This window comes from Pseudonocardia xishanensis, assembly GCF_039541715.1.
Lineage (GTDB): Bacteria > Actinomycetota > Actinomycetes > Mycobacteriales > Pseudonocardiaceae > Pseudonocardia > Pseudonocardia xishanensis.
Genome location: NZ_BAABGT010000097.1, coordinates 109189 through 131644, shown reverse-complemented (window position 1 = coordinate 131644; position 22456 = coordinate 109189). Strand labels below are relative to the sequence as shown.

Below are 22456 nucleotides of genomic sequence, written 5' to 3'. Positions count from 1 at the left end.
TGACGTCGGCCAGGACCCGCTCGGCGACGGGCCTGCCGGGCAGCATGCGTGCGGTCATGGGGTCCTCTCGAGAGACGAGCACACCGGAACACCGGGCCGGGCGGACCCGGCCCGGTGCTCACGGGGTTCGACGACGACTAGCTCCAGAGCCGCTCGCCCGCGATCCGCGCACCCTCGCCGAGGGCCCGCAGCTTGGCCCACACGATCTCCTCGTGGCCCACCCGGGAGCCGATGCCGCAGTCCGTCCCGGCCTGCACGTTCTCCCGGCCGAGCACGCTCGCGAAGTTCTGGATGCGCTCGGCGACCAGCTCGGGGTGCTCGACGAGATCGGTGGCGTGCGAGACGACACCGGGCATCACCGACTTGCCCTCGGGCAGGGTGACGTCCTCCCAGACCCGCCACTCGTGCGCGTGCCGGACGTTGCCCGCCTCGAAGGCGTAGCACTGGGCGTCGATCTGCACGAGCAGGTCGACCACGTGGGAGAACTCGATGTCGGTGGTGTGGGGGCGGTGCCCACTCCCCCAGCAGCAGTGGAAGCGGACCTGCTCGGTGGGGAGCCCCTCCACCGCGTGGTTGATCACCTGCACGGCCATCCCGAGATAGCGGCGCAGGTCGGCGACGCTCCACTCCGGGTAGAACGTCCAGGTGGTCAGGAACTCCGGCTCGTCGATCTGCACGATCAGGCCCGCGTCGGTGATGGCGCGGTACTCCTCGCGCATCACCTCCGCCACCGCCATCAGGTACTCCTCCTCCGAGGCGTAGTGCTCGTTCACCGCCCCGGCACCCAGGCTCAGCGGCCCGAGGGCGGCGATGAAGCCCTCGGCGTCCGCGCCTGCGGCATCGTAAGTGCGGGCCCTGAGCGCCTGCTGAAGGGCGGTGATGTCGGCCTTGATCGCGTCGTGCCCGACGTAGCGGACGGGCTCGACGCAGACCTTGGGCCGCGGCTGGGGAACGGCCTGGCCGGGGGTGGAGAAGCCCGGGCGGACCGCACCGCCGGAGCCCGCCATCCACAGCCCGGAGGCGTAGACGCCGGGGAACTGCGCGCGGTCGCGCTCCGCGACCCATCCCCGCTTCGGCGGCACCGTGCCGGGTTCGCGGTACTCCCACCCGGTGACCCGGGCCTGGATGTAGCCGGAGTAGGCGCCCGCCGCACCCGCCTTGACGTACTCGCCGTCGTTGATGACGTCGATGCCGCTGCTGATCTGCTGGTCGACGACCTCCTGCACCGCCGTGGGCAGGCGGTCGGCGATGGCGGCCTCGTCGCGGTCGGTGGTCGCGAGCAGGGCGTCGAGATCGGAGGGGAGCGGGAGGTTGCCGCCGTGGGAGGTGCGGATCCGGCCGTCGTTGCGCTTCATGAGGTCCTTCCTGGGGCGGATGAGCCGACCGGCCAGCCGATCGGGGTGAACTTCTGGAGCTGGTGGTCGGCCATCGCCTCGGGCACCCGGCCCGTGGCGACGCCGAAGGTCCCGGTGACCTCGGCGACGTAGACCGCCCCCGTGGAGTCGACGGCGATCCCGTGCGGCGCCACGAAGTTGCCGGGGGCGTCGCGCATGACCGTCGAGGCGCCCCAGCGGGCGACGACCCGGCCCTGTGGGTCGTAGACCGAGACCCGGCCGGGCAGGTCCGTGGTCGACGCGCCGCGGGTGAACGAGGCGCTCCCGCTGGGGCGCCACAGCTCGGCGACGTAGACCAGCCCCGAGGCGTCGACCGCGATGTCCGACGGGCGCTGCACGTCCGTCCATTCGGTGCGGTAGCTCCCGTCGAGGTCGAAGACCTGGATGCGCTCGTTCTCGCGGTCCCCGACCAGGAGCGCCCCGTCCGCGGTCGCACAGATCGCGTGGGGCAGGTGGAACTCGCCCGGACCGATCCCGATGCCGCCCCAGGACTCGAGGACCTCGCCGTCCGCGGAGAGCCGGTGGACCCGGCAGTTGCCGTAGCCGTCGGCGACGTAGAGCTCGCCCGTGGGTGCCACGGTGAGGTTGGTGCACCCGTTGAAGGCGCCGCCCGGGCGCCGCACGGTCTCGTTGAGGTGCACCACCGTCGGCCCCTGCCTGCCGTATCCGGTGTCCGACGGTCGGCCGGGGGCGCCGATGGTCTGCAGGAGCTCCCCGTCGGGGGTGAAGCGGCGGATGGTGTGGTCGCCGCAGTCGACGCAGTACACGGTCCCGTCCGGGGCGACGGTCAGCCCGTGCGGGGTGGTGAACAACCCGTCCCCCCAGGACCTCAGGACCCGGCCCTCCGGGTCGAGGACGACGACGCCGTTCCGGTTGCGGGTGAACAGGTAGACGACGTCGTCCGCGCCGATGTCGACGGCGGCGACGTCGGCGTGGGCCAGGTGCGCGGGGACGCGGCCCCAGCGGTCGGAGACGGTGAACCGCAGCCCGCTCCGGACGGGCGCGAGCGTCACCGCCCGACCCCCACGGTGGCGGCGTCGGCGGGCAGGAAGCCCCACGGGTGGGTGCCCCAGCCCGGAGTGAGGACCTCACCGGCGCGCACCGTCAGGACGGGCGCGATGCCGTGCTCACCGGAGAAGCGCGCCTTCGTCGTGTCCAGGAAGGTGTAGTCGCCCGCCACCAGGTCGAGGACGGTCAGGTCCGCCACCCGCCCCACGGCGATCGAGCCGATCTCGTCGGCCAGACCGATGGCGGCCGCGGCGCGGCCGGTGGCCATGGCGACGACGTCCCGGAACGGGTAGCCGACGGCCATGAACTTGGCCATGCACTCCACCAGGCTGTGGAAGGACTGCCCGCCGAGGGTCACGTCGCTGGAGATCGTGTCCGGGAGCAGTCCTCGTTCGGCCTGCTCGCGAGCCACCGCGTAGCCGAAGTTCCCCATGCCCAGGGCCGGGTCGAGCACCACGCCGCGGGCACGTGCCTCGGCCAGCAGCGGGAAGGTGGCGTCGACGTCGTCCATCACCCCGCCGACGTTCGGCGTGCACAGGTGGGTGAGGATGTCGCCCGGCTGGAGGGCGTCGAGCAGGTGTCGGGTCACCTCCGCCATGCGCTCGGGCCTCGGTCGGTCCGCGGCCCGCATGTCCCCGATGTGCACCATCAGCGGGATGCCGTGTTCGCGGGCCACCTTCGTGGACCGGTCGACGATCTCCTCGCCCCGCTCGGTGACGATGTCGCCGACCAACCGGAGCTTGATGCCCGAGACCAGTCCCGGGTTGTGCTCGACGCAGGCGGCGATGGCACGGTCGTCGATGTCGTCGAGCGAGGCGAGGTCGGCCCATCCCGGCATCGTGTGGGCGAAGCTGCCGACGTTGGCGAACACGACCACCCGGGTCGCCGCGCGGGGCAGGATGTGGGCGGGGAGGACACCGATGTTGGCCACGCCGACCGACCCGCAGTCCACGACGGTCGTGACGCCCGACCGGACCCCCACCTCGTCCGGGTCGCAGCAGCCCATCCCCACGCCGGGAGTGGTGGCGCCGTGCGCCACGTGGGTGTGCACGTCGATCAGGCCGGGCACGAGGTAGCGGTCGGCACCGCGCAGCTCCACGACTCGGACGGCGCGTCCGGGATCGAGGTCCGGACCGATGTCGACGATCCGGCCGTCGCCGACCGCGACGTCCATCCGTCCGTCGAGGCCGGAGGCCGGGTCGAGCACGTGGCCGCCGCGCAGCAGCAGGTCGTAGGTGGGCGGAGGGGCGGGGGTCTGACCGGTCACGGATGCTCCGTCTCGGTTGCGGGAGGAAGGGGAACGGCGCGGGGTCACACCGGCGGCCACGCGGGCGGCAGGTCCCGGGTCTGGACGACCCAGGCGCGCTCGAGGTCGGTCAGGGAGTCGGCGAGGCCGACGGCGGCCAGGACGCGTTCGGCGTCCGCCCCCGGCCGACGGGCTGGCGCGCCCGTACGCAGCGGGGTGTCGGACAGTCCGATCGTGACCCCGGGCAGGGTCACCTCGCCGACCTCCTCCGAGGTCTGCGTGACGACGCGTCCCCGGGCGCGGGCAGCCGGGTCGGCCATCACCTCGCTGAGCCCGAGCACCCGGTGGGCGCCCACGCCTGCCGCCCGGAGATCGGGCACCCAGTCGTCGGCCCGGCGGCGGAGGAACAGCTCCCCCAGTACGGCGGCGAGTTTCTCCTGGTCGGGTTCGGCGCCCTCGAAGGCGGCGAGCTCCGCCAGCCCCGGGACACCGGCGAGCCGGGGAAGGTCCTCCGGAGCAGCGCCGAGGGCCAGCCAGCCGTCGGCCGTCCGATGGAAGCCGTGCAACGGATGCTCGCCGAGCGCGGTGGGGCCCGCCGGTTCGGTGGACGACGGCACACCGGCGCCGTCGACGAGGAAGGCGGCCTGGTGATGCCCGGCGGTCCGGACCAGCGAGGTGGCGAGCGCGCACCCCGCGCCTGTCCGCTCCCGGTGCAGCACCCCGAGCACCGCCGCATACGCGGCGAGCACCCCGGTGCCGTAGTCGAGCAGGTTGTAGGGACCGAGCACCGTGGGCGGCCCGGCGCCGCCGGCGCGCGCCATGAGACCGGTCGCGGCCTGCGCCTGCGTCTCGTAGCCGCGGCCGCGCGCCCAGGGTCCGGTGGCCCCGTAGCAGCTGACCGACACGTGCACGATCCCCGGACAACGGGCCAGCACGTGGGCGGGTCCGATGCCGTAGCGCTCGGCCGTGCCGGGGGTGAAGTTGGCGACGACGACGTCGGCCTGCTCGGCGAGCGCCCAGAACACCCTCCTGCCCGGCTCGCGCTCGACGTCGAGCAGGATCGAGTCCTTGCCCCGGTTGACCACGCCGTGGGCGTACACGCCCCGGTGCGGCGCATTGATCTTGACCACGGAGGCGCCCAGCTCACCGAGCAGCCGGGCGCTCGTCGGACCGGCCAGCACCTGGGTCAGGTCCAGGACCGTCAGCCCGGCCAGGGGGCGTCGGCGCTCTCCCGCCCGACCCGGCGGCTCCGGTGGCCGCGGGTCGGCGGCCGACTCCGCGAGCACCGCACGACGGTCGGCGTCGCGCGGGCGCCGCGGACGCGGCCGGGCGGGCCGCTCCCCCGCGCCGACGACCTCGACGGCCGTGCCCGGCATGAGGGTCGGCCCGAACACCGGGTCCACCATGGACACGATGGAGCCGGAGCTGTGGGAGTGCGGGGTCCGCAGCCACTCGCGCGAGGTGCGCACCACCGCCAGGGGGACCCCGGCCCGGGCGCCCAACTCCTCCCACTCGGCGGCGGTCCGTGTGGCGAACAGGTCGCCGAGCAGGGCCCGCAGCGCGGCCTCCCCCTCCGCGCCCGTCCATCGGTCGCTCGACGCCGCCCACTCGGGATGCCCGGCCGCGTCGAGCAGCCAGCTGAGGAAACGGCGGCTCGCGCCGATCGGATTGAACTGGACGTAGCGCCCGTCCGCGCTGCGGTAGGTGCCGCTGCCGTTGGCCCGCAACGCCTTCTGGGTCGGCACGCCCCGTGCGGAGGGATAGCCGCCTGCATCGCCGACGGCTTCGAACACCGCGTCGGACAGGGGCACGGACACGTGCTGGCCGCGCCCGGAACGGCACCGCTCGACGAGCGCCGCGGCCACTCCGGTCGCGCCGAGGAAGGCGGCGAAGTTCGAGGCCACCGGCACCGCCGAGTACGTGGGCCGCTCCGGATCCCATCCGGCGGGGGCCTCGCCCGCGCGGATCCGGCAGTTCGCCGTCGCGGCGTCGACCACGCACTCCCAGCCCGGTACCGCGTGGCGGGGATCGTCGGCCGGGAAGCCCGGCAGCGAGAGGTAGACCAGGTGTGGGGCCTCCTCGCGCAGGTCCTCGTAGCCGAGTCCGAAGCGGGCGGGGACGTCCGGCCGCAGGTTCTGCACGACGACGTCCGCGCGCACGGCGAGCCTGCGGGCGACCGCCCGTTCGGTCGGGTCGGTGAGGTCGAGCGTCACCCGCCGCCTCGCCCGCAACAGGAAGGCGTCGGCCGGGACGTCGACCGTGCCGGGCCGGTCCACGTGGATCACGTCGGCTCCCTGGTCGGCCAGCAGAGTGGTGGCCAGCCGCCCGGCGAGGCGTCCGCCCAGGTCGACCACCCGGATGCCGTCGAGCAGCTCAGCCATGCCGCGCTCCCCCGTCGTCGTCGACCGTGGTGGTGCCCCGGGCCGGACAGGACTCGGGTCGTTGCGCTTCGGATGCTAGGCGAGCCACACCGCGACGACGGAGAGCAGAAGTCCGTCACCGTTGACCTCCGCTCAACGGTGGCGGGCGTGTTGACGGCCCTCGTCGCGAGCGCAGAGACTCCGCGGCGTGAACGCGCAGCGCGGCCGTGGGAACGGCGCAGGCCACCGGACCGAGGGCATGCACCTGCCGCCGCTCAACGCGCTGCGCAGCTTCGAGTCCGCGGGCAGGCTGGGCAGCATCCGGGCCGCCGCGGCCGAGCTGTACGTGACGCCGGGGGCGGTCAGCAGGCAGGTCCGGGTGTTGGAGTCCTGGCTGGGGGTCGAGCTCTTCCGCCACGACGGCCGTACGATCAAGCTGACCGACGTCGGGGCGCGCTACCTGCGCTCGGTGACCGAACACCTCGCGGGCATCGAGGAGGCGACGAACCGCGCCACCGGACGGGGCCGCGCCGAGGGCGCCCTGCGCATCCGGTCGTACACGCTGCTCGCCAGCGCGTGGTTGATCCCGCGGTTGACCCGGTTCCGGCGCAGCCAACCCTGGATCGAGCTCGAGCTGGTCACCTCCAGCGACCCCGCGGACTTCGGCGGTCGAGACGTCGACGCCGAGATCCGGCCCAGCGCATCCGGCCCCTGGCCCGGCAACGACGCGGACCTGGTGGTCGACGCCGATCTGGTGCTCGTCTGCAGCCCGGACTACGTCGAGGAGTACCGGCTGCACAGCCCGGAGGACCTCGCGCGGCTGCCCGGGGACGGCTTCCTCCGCTCCGCCGCGTCGCCGCAGCTGTGGCAGATGTGGTTCGACGCGCTCGGGCTGGCCGGGGTGGACGTCCACCGCGGCTCGGTCTACGGCGACTCGACCCTCGCCTACCAGGCGGCCGCGGCCGGGCACGGGGTGATGCTGGCCCCGATGCCGTTCGTGGAGCCGGACCTGTCGAGGGGACGCCTCGTCGTCCCGTTCCCCGTCGCGCCGCGTCCGAAGATGCAGTTCTACCTGGTGTACCCGTCGGACCAGACGCACCGGCGGGCCTTCACCGCGTTTCGCCGCTGGTTGCTCGCCGAGGGCGCCACACCGGCGGCCGCCGACGCCCGAGGTTGAGTTCTGCTCACCCATCGTTGCAGAACCGCCCTGCTCAGGGCCCGTTTCCGGACCTATCGTCGAGAGCGCGACCTGGTCGGTCGGCCTTCATCCGGAACAGCCCGAGAGGTGATCTCATGCTCGTCGACTTCCGGCCCCACACCCGGCTGCGGGGCAGCAGGCCGGTCGACATCGGGGCCTCCGTCGTCCCCGTCCTGGAGGCCCTCAGCGAGGGCGCGGTCGACCTCGACAAGGTCCGCCTCGTCGCGGACTGGGTGCAGTACCGCGAGAACTTCCGTGATGTCGTCGACCTCCGCCCGATCCTGCACACCCCCGCCGCGCGCGGCCCCGCCGGGCCGGTGCCCGTGCCGATGGGTACCCGCGAGGACGACCTGGAGATCGCCGTCGACGTCCGGCGCAGCGCGACGCTGCCGCTGCGCGAGCTCGCCGCGGACCGGCTGCGCCGCACAGGCGGGCACCTCGCGCTCGAGGACTGGGGGCCGGGCAGCGACAGCTGCATCTGGGAGTTCAACGCGCTGTACTGGTCGGCCCTCGAGCTCTGGGAGAAGGCCAGCGGCCAGGGCTACGAACAGGCACTGCCGGGTGGCGAGAGCGACGCGCGCAACGTCGACGCCGCCCGCGACCTCATCGACGAGCTGTTCGCGGTGTGGGACCGGCTGACCGCGGCCAGCGCGCTCCCCGACGAGCTGTACGTCGTCGAGCTGGGGGTCGGCAACGGCAACCAGGCCAAGGTCTTCCTCGACACCTTCCGGGAGCGCGACCGCGAGCACGGCGGCGGCTACTACCGCCGGCTGCACTACCTGATGTGCGACTACTCCCAGCACGTGCTCGATCTCGCCCGGGAGACGGTCGGCGAGCACCTCGACCACGTCAGCGCGTTCGCGCTGGACGCCGTCCGTCCCCTGACCGCGTTGGGCTTCCTGCAGTACAAGGTCTTCCTGGTCTACGTGTCGAACGTCTACGACAACCTGCCCACCGACGAGGTGGCCCAGCTCGGGGGACGGACCTACTGCGTCGAGACGCGGGCCTACCTGCCCGCCGACGCCGCCACCGACATCGCCTCCGACCTCGGGATCGAGGTCGAGGACCTGCCCCGGCTGGTGCACAAGCTGCTGCGGCTCGGTCCGACCCTGTTGCCGGAGGCCGTCCCGGACCATGTCGCCGACGTGGACTCGGCGGTCGACTTCTGGCGGCGGACCTGGGCGGCGCTGCGCCTGGAGGAGCGCTACGTCCCCCTGGCCGGGCTCGACACGTACACCCTCTCGGCGCCGACGGTCCGCGCCGACACCGAGACCCTCCTCGACGGCGAGCTGCTCGGACCGATGCTCCAGTCCGGTGCCGACCTGCGGATGCACGTGTCGAACGGGGCGGTGACCAGCTTCGTCGAGAGCCTGCGGCTGCTGCACCCCTACGGGACCCTCGTGTGCCACGACCTGTTCGTGACCGACGTCGGCGGTTACCGGACCGGGTTCCGCGGCCCGGGGAAGTACGACGGATCGGTGGTCAACTGGGTCAACGGACCGCTGCTCGCCCACGTCGGTCGCCGCCACGGGTTCGACGTCCGCTACGAGCGGTTCCGCCACCGGTCCGGCGGCAACATCGTCACGATGACCGCCCAGGTCGGTGACTGAGATGAGCCGCCCGACCGACGCACCCCGCCCGCTCGCCACGACCGTCATCGGGTCCTGGCCGGTTCCCGAGTGGTTGGCCCGGCTCAAGACCGAGTGGTTCCGCGGTCGGATCAGCCACGCCCAGATGCAGGACGTGCACGAGACCGCGATCAAGGCGGCCCTGCGCGACCAGGAGCTCGCCGGCATCGACATCGTCTCCGACGGCGAACTGCGCCGCGACAACGACGTGGACTACCTGCTGTCCCGGATGCCGGGCGTCGAGATCGCCCAGACGGCCAAGGACTTCTACTTCGACTACTACGAGCCCCGGGTGACCGCGCCGCTCGGGGACGCCGACGGACCGCTGGGGCTCGCCGACGACTACGCCTTCACCGCCGCGCAGACCGATCGGCCGATCACCGTGTCCCTGACCGGGCCGTTCTCGCTGGCGCACCGGATCCGCGACGAGGCCTACGGCGACCGCCGCGCCCTCGTCCTCGCCGTCGCCCGCAGGCTCAACGCCGAGGCCGCGGAGCTCGCCGCGCGGGGCGCGACCCGCCTCCAGCTCGACGAGCCGTTCCTCGCCGGCTACCCCGACCAGGTCGGCGTCGCCGTCGAGGCGATCAATCTCGTCACCGCGGACGTGGACGTGTCGTGGGGGCTGCACGTCTGCTACGGCAACCGCTACGCCCGCCCCAGCTGGGAGGGCCACTACGACTTCCTCTTCCCGGCCGTCCTCGAGGCGAGGGTCGACCACCTCGTGCTGGAGTTCGCCAGGAAGGGCTTCGACGACCTGCCCGCCCTCGCCCGCTACGGGTGGGACCGCAGCGTCGGCGTCGGCGTCATCGACGTGAAGAGCCCCCGGGTCGAGACCCCTGACCTCGTCGCCGCCCGCATCCGCCACGCGCTGCGGTACGTCCCGGCCGAGCGGCTCGTCCTCAACCCCGACTGCGGCCTGCGCCACCTGTCCGGCGCGGTCGCCCGCGCCAAGCTCGCGGCACTCGTCGCCGGCGCCGCGCAGGTCCGCGAGTCGCTGGTCGAGACCTCCGCGCCACCCCCACCGGAACCCTCCCCGACGCCGTCGGAACCCGCCCCGGCCCTCGCCCAAGGAGCAGCCACATGACCCAGTCCACGCCCGCCGACATGCTGTTCACCTCGGAGTCCGTCACCGAGGGCCACCCCGACAAGATCGCCGACGCCATCTCGGATGCGGTGCTCGACGCCGCCCTCGCCGACGATCCGCTGGCTCGCGTGGCCTGCGAGACCCTGATCACGACCGGCATGGTCGTGCTCGCCGGGGAGATCACCACTCCGCACGCGCTGGACTACACCCGGCTCGTCCGGGACACGGTCAACCGGATCGGCTACGACAACGGCGACTTCGGCTTCGACGGCCACACCTGCGCCGTCCTCGTCGCCCTGGACCGTCAGTCGCCCGACATCGCCCGCGGGGTGGACCGGGCTCAGGAGAACCGCGACCACGGCTCCGTCGACGAGCTCGACCTGGCGGGCGCCGGGGACCAGGGCATGATGTTCGGCTACGCCACCGACGAGACCCCCGAGCTCATGCCGACGCCGATCGCGCTCGCCCACCGGCTCGCCCGCCGACTGGCCGCGGTCCGCCGCGACGGCACCCTCGGCCACCTCCGCCCGGACGGCAAGACCCAGGTCTCGGTGCGTTACGTCGACGGGGCCCCCGCGGCGATCGAGCGGGTCCTGGTGTCCACCCAGCACGCGGAGGGTGTGACCCGCGAGCAGCTCACCGACGAGCTGTGGGAGCACGTGATCACCACCGAGCTGCCCGGCGAGCTGTACGACCCCGAGACGCTCCGCCGGGACCTGCTGGTCAACCCCACCGGGCGGTTCGTGATCGGCGGCCCGGTCGGCGACGCGGGCCTGACCGGCCGGAAGATCATCGTCGACACCTACGGCGGTTTCGCCCGACACGGCGGCGGAGCGTTCTCCGGCAAGGACCCGTCGAAGGTCGACCGCTCCGCCGCCTACGCGGCGCGGCACGTGGCCAAGAACGTCGTCGCCGCCGGCCTGGCCCGCCGGGCCGAGGTCCAGGTGGCCTACGCGATCGGCGTCGCCCGCCCGGTGTCGCTGATGATCGAGACCTTCGGGACCGAGCGGGTGGACCCCCGGCTGGTCCACAAGCTCGTCAGCGAGCAGTTCGACCTGCGCCCGGCCGCGTTCCGCCGCGATCTCGACCTCAACCGGCCGATCTACTCCCCCACCGCGGCCTACGGCCACTTCGGCCGCACCGACGTCGACCTGCCCTGGGAGCGCACCGACCGCGCCGCGGCGCTGCGCGAGGCCGCGGGCCTCACCGTCGGCGACGCGGTGGCGGCGTCATGAGCACCGTGAGCGCCGTGAGCGGCACCGCCGCCCCTGCCACCCGGACCGGGGGCTCCGACCCGATCCTCGTGGCGGGGTCCGTGGCCACCGACCACCTCCTACACTTCCCCGGACGTTTCGTCGAACAGATCGTCGGAGACCACCTCGACCGGCTGTCGCTGAGCTTCCTGGTCGACGAGCTCGTGATCCGCCGCGGCGGTGTCGGGGCCAACATCGCCTACGGGCTCGGCGTCCTCGGGGCCTCCCCCGTGCTCGTCGCCGCGGTGGGCCCGGACTTCGCCGAGTACCGGTCCTGGCTGGAGGGCCACGGCGTGGACTGCAGCGGGGTCGTCGTGTCCAGCACCGCGCACACCGCCCGGTTCACGTGCACCACCGACGACGACCAGTGCCAGCTCGCCTCGTTCTATCCCGGGGCGATGAGCGAGGCGCGGGACATCGCCCTGGCCCCGCTCGTCGAGCGGCACGCGGCGGGACTGCTCCTCGTCGGCGCGGACGATCCGGACGCGATGATCGCCCACACCGTCGAGGCCCGTGAGCTGGGGGTGCCGTTCGCCGCAGATCCCTCGCAGCAGCTCCCCCGCCTCGACCGGGACCAGTGCCGCACGCTGGTCGACGGCGCCCGTTACCTCTTCACCAACGCCTACGAGTGGGAGCTGCTCACCCGCAGGACCGGCTGGGACGCGGCGACGGTCGCCCGGCGCACCGGCCTCCGGGTGACCACCCTGGGTGCCGACGGCATCCTGCTGGTGGACGCCGACTCCGAGGTGCGGGTACCCGCGGTGCCTGCGGACACCGTCGTGGACCCGACCGGCGGTGGCGACGGCTTCCGCGCCGGGTTCCTGGCCGGGATCGGCCACGGGCTCCCCTCCGTGCGCGCCGCGCAGCTCGGAGCGCTGGTCGCCACCGCGGTCCTGGAGACCGCGGGTGCCCAGGAGTGGCGGCTCGATCCCGTCCGCGACCTGGCCCGGATCACCGACACCTACGGACCCGACGCCGCCGCGGACCTTGGCCCCCTCCTGCACGCCGCTCCCGATCGGGTCGCACGGTGAGGCCCTCGACGGTCGGCGTCGACCCGCTCCCGGCGCGGGCCGCGCTCGCCGCCGCGCTGCGCGACGCCTCCTACGAGGTGCTCCCGCTGCGCGGGGCCGAGGAGCGGATCCTCGCCGACGTGCCCCGCTCGGTCCCCCTGACCGTGACCACCACGGAGTCCCGGGGGCTGGAGACCACGGTCGAGCTCGCCGCGCGCCTCTCCGAGGCCGGCTACCGGGCGGCGCCGCACCTGGCGGCCCGCCAGGTCCGCGACGGCGACCACCTGCGCGAGGTCGTGGCCCTGATCCGGTCGGCGGGCGTCGACGAGGTGTTCGTCATCGGCGGCGACGCGCCCACACCGGCAGGCCCGTTCCCGGACGCGCTGAGCCTGCTCGAGGAGCTGCACCGCACCGGGACGTCCTTCGGCTCGGTCGGGATCGGTGGCTACCCCGAGGGGCACGGCCGCATCACCGACGTGCAGATCCGGCGGGCGTTGGCGGCGAAGGCGCCCTACGCCACCCACCTCGTGACCCAGCTCTGCTTCTCCGCGGCCACCACCGTGCGCTGGGCGCAGCGCCTGCGCGTCGACGGGGTGGCCCTCCCGGTCCGCGTCGGGGTGCCCGGGCCGATCGCCCGCACCAAGCTGATCCGGATCGCCTCGGGGCTGGGCCTCGGCCAGTCCGCCCGCTTCCTCGCCAAGCAGCAGAACCTGATCGGCCGGTTCCTGCTCCCCGGCGGCTACCGCCCGGACCGCCTCGTCCGCAGGCTCGCCCCCGCCCTCGCGGGCCCGGACGGACCGTTGGCCGGCCTGCACGTCTACACCTTCAACGAGGTGGGGGCCACCGAGGCGTGGCGACAGGACCGGCTCGCCCGGTTGGTCGGAGCGGACCGGTGAGCGCGCAGCCCATCGACGGCCGCGCCTGCGCCGAGGCGTTGGCCGCCGGGCTCGCCGCCGACGTGCGACGGCTGGGCGAGGCCGGACACCGCCCCACGCTGGCGGTGGTCTCGGCGGGTGAGGCGCACGGGGCGACCGTCTACGCCCGGCGGCTCGCACGGCTGGCGGACGAGCTCGGCATCGGCCACGTCGCCCGCGCACTGCCCGTGACGGTCACGCTCCCGGAGGTGCTCGCCGTCCTGGCCGAACTCAACGCCGACACCGCGGTCTCCGGCATCCTCGTGTTGCGCCCGCTGCCCGCCCACCTCGACGAGGCGACGGTCTTCCGTGCGCTCGACCCGGCCAAGGACGTCGAGGCCGTCCATCCGGAGAACGCGGGCCTGCTGGCCCTCGGCGTCCCCCGCTTCGTCCCGTCGACGCCGGGCGCGGTCTTCCACCTGCTCGACACCTGGCTCGACGCGGTGGGTGAGGACCGGGCGGCGTTCTACCACCGGTCGCGCATCGTCGTGGTCGGCCGGTCCAACACCGTCGGGAAGCCCGCCGTCGCCCTCGGCTACGCCCGCGAGGCGTCCGTGCAGTCGATCGACGTGTGGGCCCACCGCCACGGCGGCCTCGGCCGCCACACCCGCTGGGCCGACGTGCTCGTCGTCGCCGCCGGGCGGCCGGGGCTGATCCGCGCCGAGCACGTCAGCCCGGGCGCGGTCGTCGTCGACGTCGGCATCAACGCCGTGGTCGGCCCGGGCGGGCGGACCCGGACCGTCGGCGACGTGGACGCCGCATCGGTCGCCGCGCGCGCCCGCGCGCTGACACCGGTGCCGGGCGGGGTCGGTCCGGTGACCGACGCGTGGCTGCTCCGCTCCACCGTCCAGGCCGCCGCCCAGCAGGTCGGCAGCCCGCCCGAGCGCACCCTCCTGGAGGCGTCGTGACCGCTCCCGCCCGCCCTGCCACCCGTGGCGTGCTGCTGCTGTCCTGCCCGGACGCCCCCGGGATCGTGCACGCCGTCTCCGGGCTGCTCGTCGCGGAGCGCTGCACCATCGTGACCAGCCAGCAGTTCGGCAGCGCGCTGGACGGCGGAACGTTCTTCCTGCGGGTCGAGTTCACCCGGACCGACGGCGGCCCGCTCGACCTGGACGCCCTCCGGCTGCGGATCGCGCCCCTGGCCGACCGGTTCGCCATGACCTGGCAGCTCGTCGACCCCACCCGCAGGCTGCGGGTGGTGCTGATGGTCAGCCGGTTCCTGCACTGTCTGAACGACCTGCTGTTCCGCAACTCGATCGGCGAGCTCAACCTCGACGTCGTGGCGGTCGTGTCGAACCATCCCGACGCCGGACGGCTGGCCGACAGCCACGGGGTGCCCTTCCACCACATCCCCGTCACCGCCGACACCAAGGCGGAGGCGGAGGCCGCACTGCTCGACCTCGTGGACCGCGAGCGCGTGGACCTCGTCGTGCTGGCCCGCTACATGCAGATCCTCTCCGACGAGGCCTGCAAGCACCTGGAGGGGCGCGCGATCAACATCCACCATTCGATGCTGCCCAGCTTCAAGGGCGCCCGGCCCTACCACCAGGCGCACGCCCGCGGGGTGAAGGTCATCGGGGCCACGGCGCACTACGCCACCGCGGACCTCGACGAGGGGCCGATCATCGAGCAGGACCTGGTCCGGGTCGACCACACCCTGGGCCCCGACGACCTCGCCGCCCGCGGCCGCGAGGTCGAGAGCCGGGCGCTGGCGCGCGCCGTGCGCTGGCACAGCGAGAACCGCGTCGCCATCCACGGCAACCGGACCGTCGTCTTCCCCTGACCGGGCCAGACCGTTGACCTCCGGTCAACCTCGACCGCCGTTCTCGTCGCCGAGAAGGGGGTCCCTGCCAGCGTACGATCGCTCTGGTTCTGATCATCCGAGGCCCGCACGGTTCGGGTGACGGTCCCGGGAGAGGTGCCGTTGTGGACAATGTCGTCGACGCACGGATCGAGTCCTTGATGAACAGTGATCCCAGTCCTGCCGCCACCGCCGAGCCGCTGCTCGCCGTCGAGGGTCTGACCATCGACCTGACCGGTGACGTGGCGCAGCCCGGACTCATCTCCGACGTCTCGTTCACCGTCGCCCGGGGCGAGTCGGTGGCGTTGATCGGCGAGTCCGGGTGCGGCAAGACCATGACGGCGATGGCCATCCTCGGGCTGTTGCCCCGCGGTTTCGTCGTGTCGGCCGGGCAGATCCGGGTCGAGGGCCGGGACCTGCTGACCAGCGGCAGGCGCGGGCTGCGCGAGACCCGCGGGCGCACGATCGGCGCCGTCTTCCAGGAGCCGATGAGCAGCCTGAACCCGACCATGCGGGTCGGCGACCAGATCGCCGAGGCCCGCAGGCTCCACCTCGGCGAGAGCAGGCGGACGGCCCTGGTCCGCGCCGTGGAGCTGCTGGACCGGGTCGGCATCGCCGACGCGGGACGGCGCGTGCGCAGCTACCCGCACGAGCTCAGCGGCGGGATGCAGCAACGCGTCATGATCGCCTCGGCGATCGCGTGCGACCCGTCGATCGTGCTGGCCGACGAACCCACGACCGCCCTCGACGTCACCATCCAGGCCGAGATCCTCGAGCTGCTGCGCGAGCTGCGCACCGAGCAGGGGATCGCGGTGCTGCTGGTGACCCACGACCTCGGTGTCGTCGCCGACTTCTGCGACCGGGTCGTGGCGATGTACGCGGGCACCGTCGTCGAGCGGGCGGGGGTCGACGAGCTCTTCGCCTCCCCCGCGCACCCCTACACGCGGGCGCTGCTCGACGCCGTGCCCCAGACCTCCGACCCGCGCACGATCCTGCCGATCATCCGTGGTCGCGTCCCGGCCGCCGGGGCCTTCCCCACCGGCTGCCGCTTCGAGCCGCGCTGCGTCCACGGCGGCGACGAGCGCTGCCACGCCCCCCAACGCGAGACCTCGATGGTGGGCAGGCGCTCGGTGCGCTGTGCCCGCGCCGCGGACGGCGAGTCCGTCGCCGTCCCCGCCGTCGTCTGACCCGGTCCCCGGACCGTCACCGCACGGCGCCCCACCCTCCACTCGGCTCCGGGCCATCGCCCCCGACCTGTACAGGAACGCCATGAGATCACCGCTGTCCAGGCTGCTCGCGGTCGTCGCGACGGTCGTCCTCGCCGTCACCGCGGCCGCATGCAGCTCGTCGGGACCGGAGTCCGGCTCCGGCGAGAAGGCCCGGCTCACGATCGGCGCCGCCGCGGTCCCGTCCTCCCTCGACCCGCGCAAGTCCGCCCCGTACGAGGCGCAGTGGATCGGCATGCTCTACGACACGTTGGTCCAGCGGACCCCCGACGGCGGCTTCGCGCCCGCGCTCGCCGAGAGCTGGACCCTGTCGCCGGACGCGCGCACCCTGGAGCTGACACTGCGTCCGGGGGTCACCTTCCAGGACGGTGCGCCGTTCGACGCGGCGGCGGTGAAGGCCAACCTCGACGCCGCCCGCGCGGGCGGCACGAACTTCTCCGGCCAGCTCACCAACATCGCCTCGGTGGAGGCCACCGACGCCCGGCACGTGACGATCGCGCTCACCGACTCCGGCGCCCCGATGCTCGGCGTGCTGGCGGGCGAGGCGGGGATGATCATCAGCCCGGCGTCCCTCGGGGAGGACCTCAGCAGGCGCTCCGCGGGCGCCGGGCCGTACACCCTGGACCGCTTCGAGGGCCAGCGGCTCGCGTTGACCGCCTGGCCGGGCTACTGGAACGCAGGCGCCCTCGGGGTCGGCGGGGTGGACATCGACGTGTTCATCGACGACAGCGCGCGGCTGCGGGCCCTGCGGTCCGGCCAGCTCGACACGGCGTTCATCATCCCCTCCCAGGTCCGCGAGGTGGGAGACTCCGGGCTGGAGCTCCTGCGGCCGAAGACCGCGGAGTCCTTCTGGGGCGTGCTGGTCAACACCGGGCGCAAGGAGTTCGGCAACCCGCTCGTCCGCCAGGCCATGATGCTCGCCCTGGACCGGCCCGCCATCGCCCGAGCCGTCTTCGGCGAGGGCGGCTGCACTCCCAGCGCCCAGCCCTTCGACGCCAACGACTGGGCCCACTCCCCCGAGCTCGACTCCCTGCCCGCCGCCCAGTACGACCCGGCACGGGCCCGACAGCTGCTCGCACAGGCCGGGCTGGCAGGGGGTTTCGACTTCGAGCTCCAGGTCGGGACGGCGCAGAACTACACCCAGATCGGCCAGATCCTGCAGGCCCAGTGGGGCGAGATCGGCATCCGGGTCAACCTGCGGCCGATGGAGAACGTCCAGTTCGTCACCGCCCGCCGCCAGGGCGACTTCGACGGGACCGTGTCGGTGTACCTCAACGCGCGGCCGGACCAGAGCGCGTTCGTGAAGAACTTCTACCTGCCCGGCGGCATCTTCAACCCCGGCAAGTACGACCTGCCCGGCACCGCGGAGCTGCTGTCGACCTCGTCCTCCGGCGCCGATCCCGCCTCCCGTGCCCCCGCCATGCACCAGCTGATGGTCAACGCGCTCAACGACGGCCCGCCGATCATGCCGATCTGCACGGCGCCGCGGCTCGCCGCCTCCCAGCGAGGCGTCCGCGACCTCGACATGACGCTGGAGACCAAGTTCACCGACGTCGCCGTCGACCCGAAGTGAGGACGCCGCGATGACCCCGCTCGCCCAGGGAGGTCACGGATGAGACCCACGGCCCTGCTGACCAGGCTCGGCGGCGGACTCGTCGTCCTCTGGCTCGTGTCGCTGCTGACCTTCGCGCTGCTCCAGCTCGTCCCGGGTGATCCCGCCGAGCTGGTGGCCGGGGACTCCGCGACGCCGGCGCGGGTGGCCGAGATCCGCACCCAGCTGGGCCTGGACCGTCCGCTGGTGACCCAGTACCTGAGCTGGCTGGGCGGCATCCTGCACGGGGATCTCGGCCGGTCGGTCTTCACCGGGGACCCGGTCGCCGACGCCATCCTGCGGGCCGCCCCGGCGACCCTGTCGATCACCTTCGTCGCGCTGCTGATCGCCGTCGTCGTCGGGGTGCCCGCCGGGGTCGTCGCGGGGCTGCGGCGGGGGAGCTGGCTGGACCGGGCGGTGTCCCTGCTGGCCACCGTCGGCATCGCGATGCCGGGATTCTGGGTGGCGATGCTGCTCGTGCTGGTCCTGGCGCTGGCCCTCAACCTGCTGCCGGCCACGGGCTACTCGCCGCTCGGCGAGGGCGTCGGTGAGTGGTTCTCGCACATCGCCATCCCGGCGACCGCCCTGGGCCTGGCCACCGCGGCCGAGCTCGCCCGGCACGCCCGGGGCTGCGTCGCCGACGTCCTCGAACGGCCCTACATCCGCACCGCCCTGGCCCGCGGTGCCGGATCGGCCTGGCTCGTGCGCCACCACGTCCTGCGCAACGCCGCGATCCCCGTGGTGACCGTGCTCGGTCTGCAGGCCGGGCGGCTGCTCGGCGGCGCCATCGTGATCGAGATGGTCTGCGGGGTGGACGGCCTGGGCACGCTGGCGATCAACGCGATCCTGCAGCGGGACTTCCCGATCCTGCAGGGCTACGTCCTGCTCTCCGCCGCGATCGTCGTCGTGGTCAACCTGCTCGTCGACGGAACGTACAGCTGGCTCAACCCGAAGGTGCGCGCGTCATGACCACCACTTCCGCGCCCGGCCCGGTCACCGGGCACGCGCCCGAGCCCGCCGCCGCGGCGCCGCGACGGCGGACCCTGCGGCTGCTGCTGCGCAGGCCGTCGACGGTCGTGGCGGTGGGCTTCCTGCTCCTGCTCGTCCTGCTGGCCGTGCTGGCCCCGTGGATCTCGCCGCACGACCCCTTCGCCCAGGACCTGGCCGACCGGTTCGCGCCGTACTCCGCCGACCACCTGCTGGGCACCGACGACCTCGGCCGCGACGTCGCCTCCCGCCTGCTGTACGCGATCAAGCTGGCGCTGCTGGCCCCACTGATCTCCGTCGGCGTCGCGCTCGCGCTCGGCGTACCGACCGGGCTCTGGGCCGGGCTGTCCCGCGGCGTCGTCGACGCGGTCCTCAGCCGCGTCGCCGACGCCCTGCTCAGCCTCCCGGGCCTGGCCTTCGCCCTGGCGATCATCGCCGTGGTCGGGCCGGGCCTGGCCAACGTCATGGTCGCGCTCGGGATCGTGTTCGCGCCCAGCCTGTTCCGCGTCGTGCGGGGGGCGGCGATGGCGGTGGCCGAGGAGCCGTTCATCGACTCCGCCCGCTCCATCGGCTCCCCCACCAGCCGCGTGCTGTGGGTGCACGTGCTGCCGAACGTGTCGGCACCGCTGCTGGTCCAGGCCACGATCCTCATGGGGCTCGCCCTGCTGTCCGAGGCCGGGCTGAGCTTCCTCGGCCTCGGCGTGCAGCCGCCCGAGGCCAGCTGGGGATCCATGCTGCGCACGGCGTACGAGAACCAGTTCGAGGCGCCCCTGTCGGTGCTCCCGCCGGGCATCGCCGTGGTGGTCACCGTGCTGGCGTTCAACACCCTCGGCGACGCGATCCGGGACGCCATGACCGCACGGGGACGACGATGACCGACACCGCCCACCTCCGCCGGGACGTCCGCGGGGCCACCCGCGACCTCAGCCTGCGCAACCTGGTCAAGACCTATCCGCTGACGCGGGACGTGCTGGGCCGCCCGCGCGCCCGGGTCCGCGCGGTCGACGGCGTCGACCTCGACGTCACCGCCGGGATGACCGTCGGGGTGGTGGGCGAGTCGGGCTCGGGCAAGTCCACCCTCGGCAGGCTCGCCTCGCTGTTGGAGCGCCCGGACAGCGGCGCCGTCGCCCTCGACGGCCACGACACCACCGCGCTGCGCGGACGCGAGCTCGCGGAGGTCCGCCGCAGCATCCAGGTCGTGTTCCAGGACCCCTTCGGCTCGCTGGACCCGACCAAGACCGTCGGGCACGCCGTGGCGGAGCCGCTGCTGGTGCACCGCCGGGTCCGGCGCCCGGGCATGCTCGCCGCCGCGGAGGACCTGCTCGCCCGGGTCGGCCTCGACCCGGGCCTCGCCCGCCGCTACCCCGAGCAGCTCTCCGGCGGCCAACGCCAGCGGGTGTGCATCGCCCGGGCACTCGCCCTGTCGCCCTGGCTGCTGGTCGCCGACGAACCCACGTCGGCGCTGGACCTGTCGACCCGCTCGGAGATCCTCAACCTGCTGCTCACCCTGCAGCAGGACACCGGGCTGTCGATCCTGTTGGTGTCCCACGACTTCGCGACGATCCAGCACCTCGCCCACCGGGTCGCGGTCATGTACCGGGGCCGGGTCGTGGAGGAGGGGCCCACCCAGGACGTGGTGCGCGAGCCCCTGCACCCGTACACGAAGGCCCTGCTCTCGGCCGTGCCGGTACCGGATCCGAAGATCCAACGCACCCGGAGCCGGATCCTGCTGCGGGGCGAGTCCCCCGACCCCACGGCGCTGCCCACGGGCTGTCGGTTCCAGAGCAGGTGTGCCTTCGCCATGCCGTCCTGCGCGCAGACCGACCCCGGGCTCGTGGACGCCGCACCCGGACACCGCGTGGCCTGCCTGCTGCACCAGGGCATCGGAGCGGGCACCGGACCGACCACCGCGGCGCCGGAATGACCAGCGCCGAGATGACCAGTGCCGAGATGAGGACGCACAGCGCCGTGCGGGCCCGGCATCCCGTCGAGCTCGACGGCGACGGCCCGGCGTTGAGCGGCCGCTGTCGGGAGATCGCGATCCTCCTGCACGCCTTCCACTGGGACACCCCCTTCGAGCTCTACGCCCACCGGCGGGCCGGGCTCGCCGCCGGGTTGTCCGGTGCCGAGATCGACCGCCTGGCCTCGCGCCTCCCGCCCCCGCGACTGTCCACACAGGAGCTGACGGTCTTCGGCACCGTCACGGCGGTGCTGGACCGGCGCCACCTCGACCGTGCCGAACGCGCCGCGGCACTCGGGATCCTGGGGCACAGGGGGTTCCGGGAGCTCGTCACGCTGCTCGGCCACGACGAGCTCGGTGCCGAGGACCACCTCGACCCGGCCCCGCACGGCGGGGTCGAGGTGGCCCGCGGCCGCGTCATTGCGCCACGTAGCCCCCGTCGACGCTCACGATCGTCCCGGTGATGCCCGAGGCCGCAGGCGAGGCGAGGAACGCGATCGCCCGCGCGACGTCCTCGGGCGTGGAGATCCGGCCGAGGGGGTGGCGCGCCAGGACGGCGGCCGCGGTCGCCTCGGGATCGGGGTCGGCACCGCGCGCCTCGGCGATGAAGTCGGTGTCGATCGCCCCCGGGGCGACCGCGTTGACCCGGACCCCGCGCGGAGCCAGCTCGATCGCGAGCTGGCGGGTCAGCTGCACCAGTGCCCCCTTCGTCATCGCGTACACGGACTGGTTCGGCATGCCCACCAACCCGGAGATCGAGGTGACGGTGACGATCGAGCCGCGGGTCCGGGCCAGCGCCTCGACCGCCGCACGCGCGTGCCGGAACGCACCACCGACGTTGACCGCGAACACCCCGTCGAGATCCTCGTCGGTCGAGTCCGCGATCGGCTTGCGCAGGAACCGCGCGGCGTTGTTGACCAGCAGGTCGAGCCTGCCGAACTCGGCCTCGGCGGTGGCGACCGCCTGCTCGGCCGACCCCGGCGCCGTGACGTCGACGCGCAGCGGCACGACCGATCCGCCGCTCCAGTACCGCTCGACGGCGGGTGCCACGTCCTCGGCCACAACCGCGTACCCCTGGTCCACCAGCAGGTCGACCAGGGCCCGGCCGACCCCGCCGGCGGCACCGGTCACCACCGCCACCCGACCGTCGTCCTCCGGTGTCCGCTCCGTCGCGTCCATCGGTGCCTCCACGTCCTGTCGGCCGACTGATCGCCCCTCGTACCCGGCCGACCGGAGGTGAGGGGAGGGAGCGGATCCCCGGATCGGGGCGCGTCGAGCACCCTACACACATCGTCGGACTGTCAGACAATGCAAGGAGAATGCCATGCGTGAACCCCAGGACGCCGGCGTGCAGGAGGGGCTGGCCGTGCGGCGGGCCGTGTTCGGCGACGATCTCGTGGACCGCAACTACACCCACGCCACCGACTTCGCCCGGCCCGCCCAGGAGTGGATCGCGAGTGCGGTCTGGGCCGACGTGTGGACCCGCGACGGTCTGGACCGGCGGACCCGCAGCCTGGTGACCCTCGGGATCCTCACCGCACTCGACCGGCCCACCGAGTTCGACTCCCACCTCCGCGCGGCGCTGACCAACGGGTGCTCGGTGGCCGACCTCCAGGAGCTGCTCCTGCACACCGCGCCCTACTGCGGGGCGCCCGCCGCGCTGCAGGCGTTCCGGCAGGCGGAGCGCGTGCTGACCGAGGCGGGGGTGCTCCCCGCCGCTCCTCCGACGGCCCCCATTCCCGACCCCGTTCCCGACACCGTTCCCGACCCCGCGTCGGACTGAGCAGAGGAGGCAT

The 22456-nt window shown here is 73.6% G+C and carries 20 protein-coding genes; 15 read left to right on the top strand and 5 right to left on the bottom strand.

Going from position 1 to position 22456, the window contains the following annotated elements:
* Positions 1 to 137: 137 nt before the first annotated feature.
* The 4 genes from ABD993_RS29690 to ABD993_RS29675 are packed head-to-tail and all read right to left on the bottom strand — an operon-like array spanning position 138 to position 6029.
* Positions 138 to 1355, bottom strand: a complete 1218-nt coding sequence (locus tag ABD993_RS29690) for a hypothetical protein (RefSeq protein ID WP_345425847.1) — start codon at positions 1353 to 1355, stop codon at positions 138 to 140.
* On the bottom strand, positions 1352 to 2407 hold the full coding sequence (locus ABD993_RS29685) for a peptidyl-alpha-hydroxyglycine alpha-amidating lyase family protein (RefSeq protein ID WP_345425844.1): 1056 nt from the start codon (positions 2405 to 2407) through the stop codon (positions 1352 to 1354). The genes ABD993_RS29690 and ABD993_RS29685 overlap by 4 nt, the downstream gene beginning before the upstream one ends.
* Positions 2404 to 3669 (bottom strand): amidohydrolase family protein, encoded by a 1266-nt coding sequence (locus ABD993_RS29680; protein WP_345425841.1) that lies wholly within the window; start codon positions 3667 to 3669, stop codon positions 2404 to 2406. The genes ABD993_RS29685 and ABD993_RS29680 overlap by 4 nt, the downstream gene beginning before the upstream one ends.
* A 44-nt stretch (positions 3670 to 3713) precedes the next feature.
* Positions 3714 to 6029 (bottom strand): CaiB/BaiF CoA-transferase family protein, encoded by a 2316-nt coding sequence (locus ABD993_RS29675; RefSeq protein WP_345425838.1) that lies wholly within the window; start codon positions 6027 to 6029, stop codon positions 3714 to 3716.
* Between the two features lie 187 nt (positions 6030 to 6216).
* Here ABD993_RS29675 and ABD993_RS29670 point away from each other — a divergent pair, with 187 nt between their 5' ends.
* From ABD993_RS29670 to ABD993_RS29605, 14 genes are all read left to right on the top strand, one after another.
* Complete coding sequence (locus tag ABD993_RS29670; protein ID WP_345425835.1) at positions 6217 to 7185, top strand: LysR substrate-binding domain-containing protein; 969 nt, start codon at positions 6217 to 6219, stop codon at positions 7183 to 7185.
* Between the two features lie 116 nt (positions 7186 to 7301).
* A complete protein-coding gene (locus ABD993_RS29665; protein WP_345425832.1) occupies positions 7302 to 8816 on the top strand; it encodes a hypothetical protein in 1515 nt (504 codons plus the stop codon).
* Position 8817: 1 nt separating this feature from the next.
* Positions 8818 to 9918, top strand: coding sequence for a uroporphyrinogen decarboxylase/cobalamine-independent methonine synthase family protein (locus ABD993_RS29660; RefSeq protein WP_345425829.1), 1101 nt, complete (start codon positions 8818 to 8820; stop codon positions 9916 to 9918).
* Positions 9915 to 11153 (top strand): methionine adenosyltransferase, encoded by a 1239-nt coding sequence (gene metK, locus ABD993_RS29655; RefSeq protein WP_345425826.1) that lies wholly within the window; start codon positions 9915 to 9917, stop codon positions 11151 to 11153. The genes ABD993_RS29660 and metK overlap by 4 nt, the downstream gene beginning before the upstream one ends.
* Positions 11150 to 12202, top strand: a complete 1053-nt coding sequence (locus ABD993_RS29650) for a carbohydrate kinase family protein (protein ID WP_345425823.1) — start codon at positions 11150 to 11152, stop codon at positions 12200 to 12202. Before metK ends, ABD993_RS29650 begins: the two co-directional genes overlap by 4 nt.
* The gene (locus ABD993_RS29645) at positions 12199 to 13077 is read left to right on the top strand and encodes a methylenetetrahydrofolate reductase (RefSeq protein ID WP_345425820.1); all 879 of its coding nucleotides are present in this window, start codon (positions 12199 to 12201) and stop codon (positions 13075 to 13077) included. The genes ABD993_RS29650 and ABD993_RS29645 overlap by 4 nt, the downstream gene beginning before the upstream one ends.
* Positions 13074 to 14003: a bifunctional 5,10-methylenetetrahydrofolate dehydrogenase/5,10-methenyltetrahydrofolate cyclohydrolase gene (locus tag ABD993_RS29640; protein WP_345425817.1), complete on the top strand. Its 930-nt coding sequence runs from the start codon at positions 13074 to 13076 to the stop codon at positions 14001 to 14003. The genes ABD993_RS29645 and ABD993_RS29640 overlap by 4 nt, the downstream gene beginning before the upstream one ends.
* Entirely contained in the window at positions 14000 to 14878 is an 879-nt protein-coding gene (gene purU / locus ABD993_RS29635) for a formyltetrahydrofolate deformylase (protein ID WP_345425814.1), read from the top strand. Before ABD993_RS29640 ends, purU begins: the two co-directional genes overlap by 4 nt.
* 179 nt (positions 14879 to 15057) lie before the next feature.
* Entirely contained in the window at positions 15058 to 16083 is a 1026-nt protein-coding gene (locus ABD993_RS29630) for an ABC transporter ATP-binding protein (RefSeq protein WP_345425811.1), read from the top strand.
* An 82-nt stretch (positions 16084 to 16165) separates the two neighbouring features.
* A complete protein-coding gene (locus tag ABD993_RS29625) occupies positions 16166 to 17695 on the top strand; it encodes an ABC transporter substrate-binding protein (protein WP_345425808.1) in 1530 nt (509 codons plus the stop codon).
* Positions 17696 to 17734: 39 nt separating this feature from the next.
* Positions 17735 to 18682: an ABC transporter permease gene (locus tag ABD993_RS29620; RefSeq protein WP_345425805.1), complete on the top strand. Its 948-nt coding sequence runs from the start codon at positions 17735 to 17737 to the stop codon at positions 18680 to 18682.
* Positions 18679 to 19575 (top strand): ABC transporter permease, encoded by an 897-nt coding sequence (locus tag ABD993_RS29615; protein ID WP_345425802.1) that lies wholly within the window; start codon positions 18679 to 18681, stop codon positions 19573 to 19575. Before ABD993_RS29620 ends, ABD993_RS29615 begins: the two co-directional genes overlap by 4 nt.
* Positions 19572 to 20624: an ABC transporter ATP-binding protein gene (locus ABD993_RS29610; RefSeq protein WP_345425799.1), complete on the top strand. Its 1053-nt coding sequence runs from the start codon at positions 19572 to 19574 to the stop codon at positions 20622 to 20624. The genes ABD993_RS29615 and ABD993_RS29610 overlap by 4 nt, the downstream gene beginning before the upstream one ends.
* Before the next feature lie 26 nt (positions 20625 to 20650).
* Positions 20651 to 21124, top strand: a complete 474-nt coding sequence (locus tag ABD993_RS29605) for a hypothetical protein (protein WP_345425796.1) — start codon at positions 20651 to 20653, stop codon at positions 21122 to 21124.
* Here the strand turns inward: ABD993_RS29605 and ABD993_RS29600 are convergent.
* Positions 21078 to 21839: an SDR family NAD(P)-dependent oxidoreductase gene (locus ABD993_RS29600; protein WP_345425794.1), complete on the bottom strand. Its 762-nt coding sequence runs from the start codon at positions 21837 to 21839 to the stop codon at positions 21078 to 21080. The genes ABD993_RS29605 and ABD993_RS29600 overlap by 47 nt on opposite strands.
* Positions 21840 to 21984: 145 nt before the next feature.
* On the opposite strand from ABD993_RS29600, the gene ABD993_RS29595 reads away from it, so the two are divergent.
* Positions 21985 to 22443 (top strand): carboxymuconolactone decarboxylase family protein, encoded by a 459-nt coding sequence (locus ABD993_RS29595; RefSeq protein ID WP_345425791.1) that lies wholly within the window; start codon positions 21985 to 21987, stop codon positions 22441 to 22443.
* Positions 22444 to 22456 lie beyond the last annotated feature (13 nt).

Bases quoted from the DNA above. Each gene is read 5' to 3' on its own strand.
- ABD993_RS29690 (WP_345425847.1), bottom strand. From the start codon at position 1,355: ATGAAGCGCAACGACGGCCGGATCCGCACCTCCCACGGCGGCAACCTC.
- ABD993_RS29675 (WP_345425838.1), bottom strand. From the start codon at position 6,029: ATGGCTGAGCTGCTCGACGGCATCCGGGTGGTCGACCTGGGCGGACGC.
- ABD993_RS29665 (WP_345425832.1), top strand. From the start codon at position 7,302: ATGCTCGTCGACTTCCGGCCCCACACCCGGCTGCGGGGCAGCAGGCCG.
- ABD993_RS29660 (WP_345425829.1), top strand. From the start codon at position 8,818: ATGAGCCGCCCGACCGACGCACCCCGCCCGCTCGCCACGACCGTCATC.
- metK (WP_345425826.1), top strand. From the start codon at position 9,915: ATGACCCAGTCCACGCCCGCCGACATGCTGTTCACCTCGGAGTCCGTC.
- ABD993_RS29650 (WP_345425823.1), top strand. From the start codon at position 11,150: ATGAGCACCGTGAGCGCCGTGAGCGGCACCGCCGCCCCTGCCACCCGG.
- ABD993_RS29630 (WP_345425811.1), top strand. From the start codon at position 15,058: ATGAACAGTGATCCCAGTCCTGCCGCCACCGCCGAGCCGCTGCTCGCC.
- ABD993_RS29625 (WP_345425808.1), top strand. From the start codon at position 16,166: ATGAGATCACCGCTGTCCAGGCTGCTCGCGGTCGTCGCGACGGTCGTC.
- ABD993_RS29620 (WP_345425805.1), top strand. From the start codon at position 17,735: ATGAGACCCACGGCCCTGCTGACCAGGCTCGGCGGCGGACTCGTCGTC.
- ABD993_RS29615 (WP_345425802.1), top strand. From the start codon at position 18,679: ATGACCACCACTTCCGCGCCCGGCCCGGTCACCGGGCACGCGCCCGAG.
- ABD993_RS29610 (WP_345425799.1), top strand. From the start codon at position 19,572: ATGACCGACACCGCCCACCTCCGCCGGGACGTCCGCGGGGCCACCCGC.
- ABD993_RS29605 (WP_345425796.1), top strand. From the start codon at position 20,651: ATGAGGACGCACAGCGCCGTGCGGGCCCGGCATCCCGTCGAGCTCGAC.
- ABD993_RS29600 (WP_345425794.1), bottom strand. From the start codon at position 21,839: ATGGACGCGACGGAGCGGACACCGGAGGACGACGGTCGGGTGGCGGTG.
- ABD993_RS29595 (WP_345425791.1), top strand. From the start codon at position 21,985: ATGCGTGAACCCCAGGACGCCGGCGTGCAGGAGGGGCTGGCCGTGCGG.